This window comes from Rhodovulum sp. PH10 (genome assembly GCF_000293785.1).
GTDB lineage: Bacteria > Pseudomonadota > Alphaproteobacteria > Rhizobiales > Xanthobacteraceae > Rhodoplanes.
Map to the genome: position 1 here is coordinate 1 of NZ_AKZI01000207.1, position 4,345 is coordinate 4,345.

Consider the following 4,345-nt stretch of genomic DNA (forward strand, 5'->3'; position numbering starts at 1 on the left):
CGGCGCGGCGGTCTTCAGCCGGGCGAACGGCCGGCGCGGCGGCGGCCCGGCGGCGGGCGCCGGCCCGACCAGCACGTTCGGATCGTCGATGCTGAACGCGGCGGGACGGCGGGGTTCGGGGCTGCTCATTGGAAACGGTCTCCGATCAGAAACTGCAGCACGCGGTCCAGGCGGATATGGGGCAGGGTCGGCAACCCGTCCACCGTACGCTCGATCCGCGGCGGCCGGAAGCGCAGAAAGCGGAACTCGGCCTCCTCCGGGGTGGTCGCGGTGAGGCCCTGAAAGCCGTTGCGGCCGATGTCGAACACCCGCTGCGGGTCGGCCGGCAGGTCGCCGGGGAAGAGCGCGATCTCGCGCTCGCCGTCGAACACGTGGCCGGCGGCGCGCTCGCCCTTGGCCGGCACGCCGACGATCGCCGGCAGCTCGTCGCCGTTCGAGCGCACCCGCGCCTCGCGGGTCGCCCGCACCGCGGCGAGCGCCACCACGTCGGTCTCGGCGCCGGCATATTTCGCGCGGCTCGCGGCGTGCTCGATCATCCGGCCGAGGATCGCCTCGAGGCGGTCGTGGCTCACCTGGTGCAGATGGTCCGCCTTGGTCGCGGCGAAAAGGACCTTGTCGACGCGCGGATTGATCAGGGTCGACAAAAGCGTATTCCGGCCGACCTGGAAGCAGTCGAGGATCGAGGCGAGGGCGTATTCGAGGTCGCGGATCGCCGCCGGCCCGGCATTGAGCGCGGCGAGCAGGTCGACCAGCACGATCTGCCGGTCGAGCCGGGCGAAGTGATCGCGGAAGAACGGCTTTACGACGATGTCCTTGTAGGCGTCGTAGCGCCGCCGCATCATCGCCCACAGCGAGCCCTGCGGCGGCTCCGCCTCCGGCGGCAGCGACAGCGGCGCGAAGGTGAGCGCCGGCGAGCCGGCGAGATCGCCCGGCAGCAGGAACCGTCCCGGCGGCAACAGCGACAGCGACCAGCGCTCCTCGCGGCAGGCCTTCAGGTACGCGGTGTAGCGTTGCGCGGCGGCGATCGCCTGCTGCTCGTCGGCCGGCAAGCGGGCGTCGAGCGTCGCATTGTAGGCGAGCCACTCGCCGGCCAGCATCGCCCGCGGCCCGGCCCGGGCGAGTGCGAGGCTCTCTTTCGACCACTGCTCGTAGGACTTGTCGAGCAACGGCAGGTCGAGCAGCCACTCGCCCGGATAGTCGACGATGTCGAGCGTCAGGGTGCGCTGGCCGGTGCCGCCCTTGTGCTCGATGACGACGCGAAGCTCGCTGATCTGGCGGGTCGATTCCGGCCAGATCCGCTCGTCGACCAGCGCCCGCACGTGGTTCTCGTAGTCGAACCGCGGCACCGCGTCGTCCGGCTGCGGGGCGAGATAGGCGCGCAAAATGCGCTCCTGCTCGGCCGCCGTGAACACGGGAAAGCGGCCGCCGCGGGCGAGCCCGTGCACCAGCGCGGTGATGAACACCGTCTTGCCGGCGCGCGACAGCCCGGTGACCCCGATCCGGATGGTCGGAGAAAACAAGTTCTCGCCGAAGTCGACGATGGCGCGGGCCGTGAGCCGCGCCCGCTCGACGAGGTCGGAAACCAGAGAGGCCATGACAGCAACGACTTGAATTGGACTTGAAACATCGAGCGCCCGGCCGGACGGACGCCAGCACCCCGCTTCGTGCCGCGCCCGGCCGAGGGCACCGAGCGATCGGGCGGCCCCCGGCCGCCCTCCGCCGGCCTCGCTGCCGGCGCCACTCGACACCCTGGCGGACTTGGCGACGATTCGCGTTCCGACAGCACGTGTCCTAGCAAGAACGAACGGCTTGCGCGATCCGCTGCGTCCCCGACCTGCGAGAACCGGGACGAGTGGTGCAGGAAGGTGACGCCCGGCGGTGGCGAAAGCCGGCCGATCCACCGCCATCCGCGGCGGTTCGCCGCGTCCGGCGTCCATGGTGTCGCAGTGCGACCGATGGACACGGCGTCACCGCATTTCGCCGGACGTTTCCGCGGCGTCCGGGCGCTGCCGCGCCCCGCCGCGAGCGCCCGCCGCCGGCCCCGTGGGGCCGATCACGATCGCCCGCAAATGCCCGTTCGGGCTTGATCTCTCATTGGAATTGGAACAGATGGAGGAAGTGCGCGGGCTTCGCGCGGCGCCACCTGCGGGGGCGTCGAAAAGCCTCACCGAGCTACCGCCGGGCCCCCGTGTCGCCGTGCGCGTTCCGGGTCCGTTCGTTGACAAACGTCAAGGCAGGCTGACATTCGCCGTTGTCAACTTTTCCCACCGTCTTATCCTTTCCGTCGTGCCGACGTGATCGGGGGAGTTCTACCAATGGGATACAACGATTATTTCACCGACGCATTGAATCGACTGCACGATGAGCGCCGGTACCGTGTGTTCGCCCATCTCGAGCGGCTCGCCGGTCGGTTCCCGCGCGCGATCCAGCACACGCCGGAAGGCCCGCGCGACGTCGTCGTGTGGTGCTCGAACGACTATCTCGGCATGGGCCAGCACCCGAAGGTGATCGGCGCCATGGTCGAGACCGCGACCCGCATGGGCACCGGCGCCGGCGGCACCCGCAACATCGCGGGCAACAACCATCCGCTGGTCCTGCTGGAGCAAGAGCTCGCGGACCTGCACCAGAAGGAAGCCGGCCTCGTCTTCACCTCCGGCTACGTCTCCAACGACGCCGGCATCTCGACGATCGCCAAGCTTTTGCCCGACTGCCTGATCCTGTCCGACGCGCTCAACCACAACTCGATGATCACCGGCGTGCGCAATGCCGGCACCGCCAAGCAGGTGTGGCGCCACAACGACGTCGAGCACCTCGAGGAGCTCCTGAAGAAGGCCGGCAAGGAGCGCGCCAAGCTGATCGTGTTCGAGGGCCTGTACTCGATGGACGGCGACGTCTCGCCGATCGGCAAGATCTGCGACCTCGCCGAAAAGTACAACGCGATGACCTATATCGACGAGGTGCACGCAGTCGGCATGTACGGCGCCCGCGGCGGCGGCCAGGCCGAGCACCAGGGCGAGATGCATCGCGTCGACGTGGTCGAGGCGACGCTGGCCAAGGCCTATGGCTGCCTCGGCGGCTACATCACCGGCACCAAGGACATGGTCGACGCCGTGCGCTCCTATGCGCCCGGCTTCATCTTCACCACCGCGCTGCCGCCGGCCGTCTGCGCCGCCGCGACCGCCGCGATCAAGCATCTGAAGACCTCGAGCTGGGAGCGCGAGCGTCACCAGGAGCGCGCCGCCAAGGTGAAGGCGGTGCTCGCCGCCTCCGGCATCCCGGTGATGCCGACCGACACCCACATCGTGCCGGTGTTCGTCGGCGACCCCGAGAAGTGCAAGGCCGCGACCGACATCCTGCTGAACGATCACGGCATCTACATCCAGCCGATCAACTACCCGACCGTGCCGAAGGGCACCGAGCGGCTGCGCATCACCCCGTCGCCGTATCACGAGGACGCGCTGATCCACGCACTCGCCGAGGCTCTGGTCGACGTGTGGGAGCGGCTCGAGCTGCCGTTCAAGCCGCGGGCGATCGCCGCGGAGTGAATTTTCCGCAGCGTCTCCTCGGCGCAGCGTGACCCGGCCGCGTTTCGTTTCGCGGCGACGACGTTTCGGAAGCGCGGGCTTTTCGCCCGCGCTTTTGTTTTGCGACACCAACGACGAGAGACGATGACCTCATCCCGGCGGCCGCGAAGCGGCCGTCTCGAAGGACGAGGTCCGGCCAGTGCCCTCGTCCTTCGAGATGCGGCCACCCAAGTCGGCAGCAGCCGACTTGGGCATACAAGTGCCGATCTCGGGTAAAACCGAGATCGGTGCCCGCCCTCAGGACGAGGTCGAACTCGGTCGCCGTCGGTATGAGGACGCCGACCCGTGAACATGCCCGGGGCTCGTCGTTCGAACCGATGATCCGGCGGCCCGCATCTCGGACGTCCGCGCCGACGCGATCCCCGACGCTCATGACGTTCGTCCGACCGCATCCGCTGCAGCCGAGGCCGGCCGCAGACGGAGCGCCGTGGGCTCACCCGCGGCTCGGCGCGGTTGCTTCATTTCAGCGGCGACGGCCTACGACCTCGTCCAGAGGAGCACTCCGCAGGAATGCGTCTCGAAGGACGAAGGCACGGCGCAAACCCGATCCGCCGAGACGCGGCCGGAGCGCGTTCTCGCCGACAGGTCGAAACCGATCCCGCCGGAGCGGAGGAAGGCCGGGGCGCCCGGGTGTTCCTGTTCGCCGTCGCCGCGGACTCGGACTCGGACGACCGCTTTCATTCCGGTTTTTGGGCCTTTACGCCGAACATGGAAACGCGAAACGCCCGCTGCGAGGATTTCGCGGCGGGCGTTTTCGTTTG

The 4,345-nt window shown here is 69.0% G+C and carries 3 protein-coding genes; 2 read left to right on the forward strand and 1 reads right to left on the reverse strand.

The window, feature by feature from the left end; translation table 11 throughout:
* Positions 1–125 precede the first annotated feature (125 nt).
* Positions 126–1,595, reverse strand: a complete 1,470-nt coding sequence (locus A33M_RS21490; protein ID WP_040622508.1) for a YcjX family protein — start codon at positions 1,593–1,595, stop codon at positions 126–128.
* A 720-nt stretch (positions 1,596–2,315) separates the two neighbouring features.
* On the opposite strand from A33M_RS21490, the gene hemA reads away from it, so the two are divergent.
* The gene (gene hemA, locus A33M_RS21495; protein WP_008391958.1) at positions 2,316–3,545 is read left to right on the forward strand and encodes a 5-aminolevulinate synthase; all 1,230 of its coding nucleotides are present in this window, start codon (positions 2,316–2,318) and stop codon (positions 3,543–3,545) included.
* A 549-nt stretch (positions 3,546–4,094) separates the two neighbouring features.
* Positions 4,095–4,345: hypothetical protein (locus A33M_RS25165; RefSeq protein ID WP_237718440.1), on the forward strand; the 251-nt coding region annotated here is incomplete at its 3' end.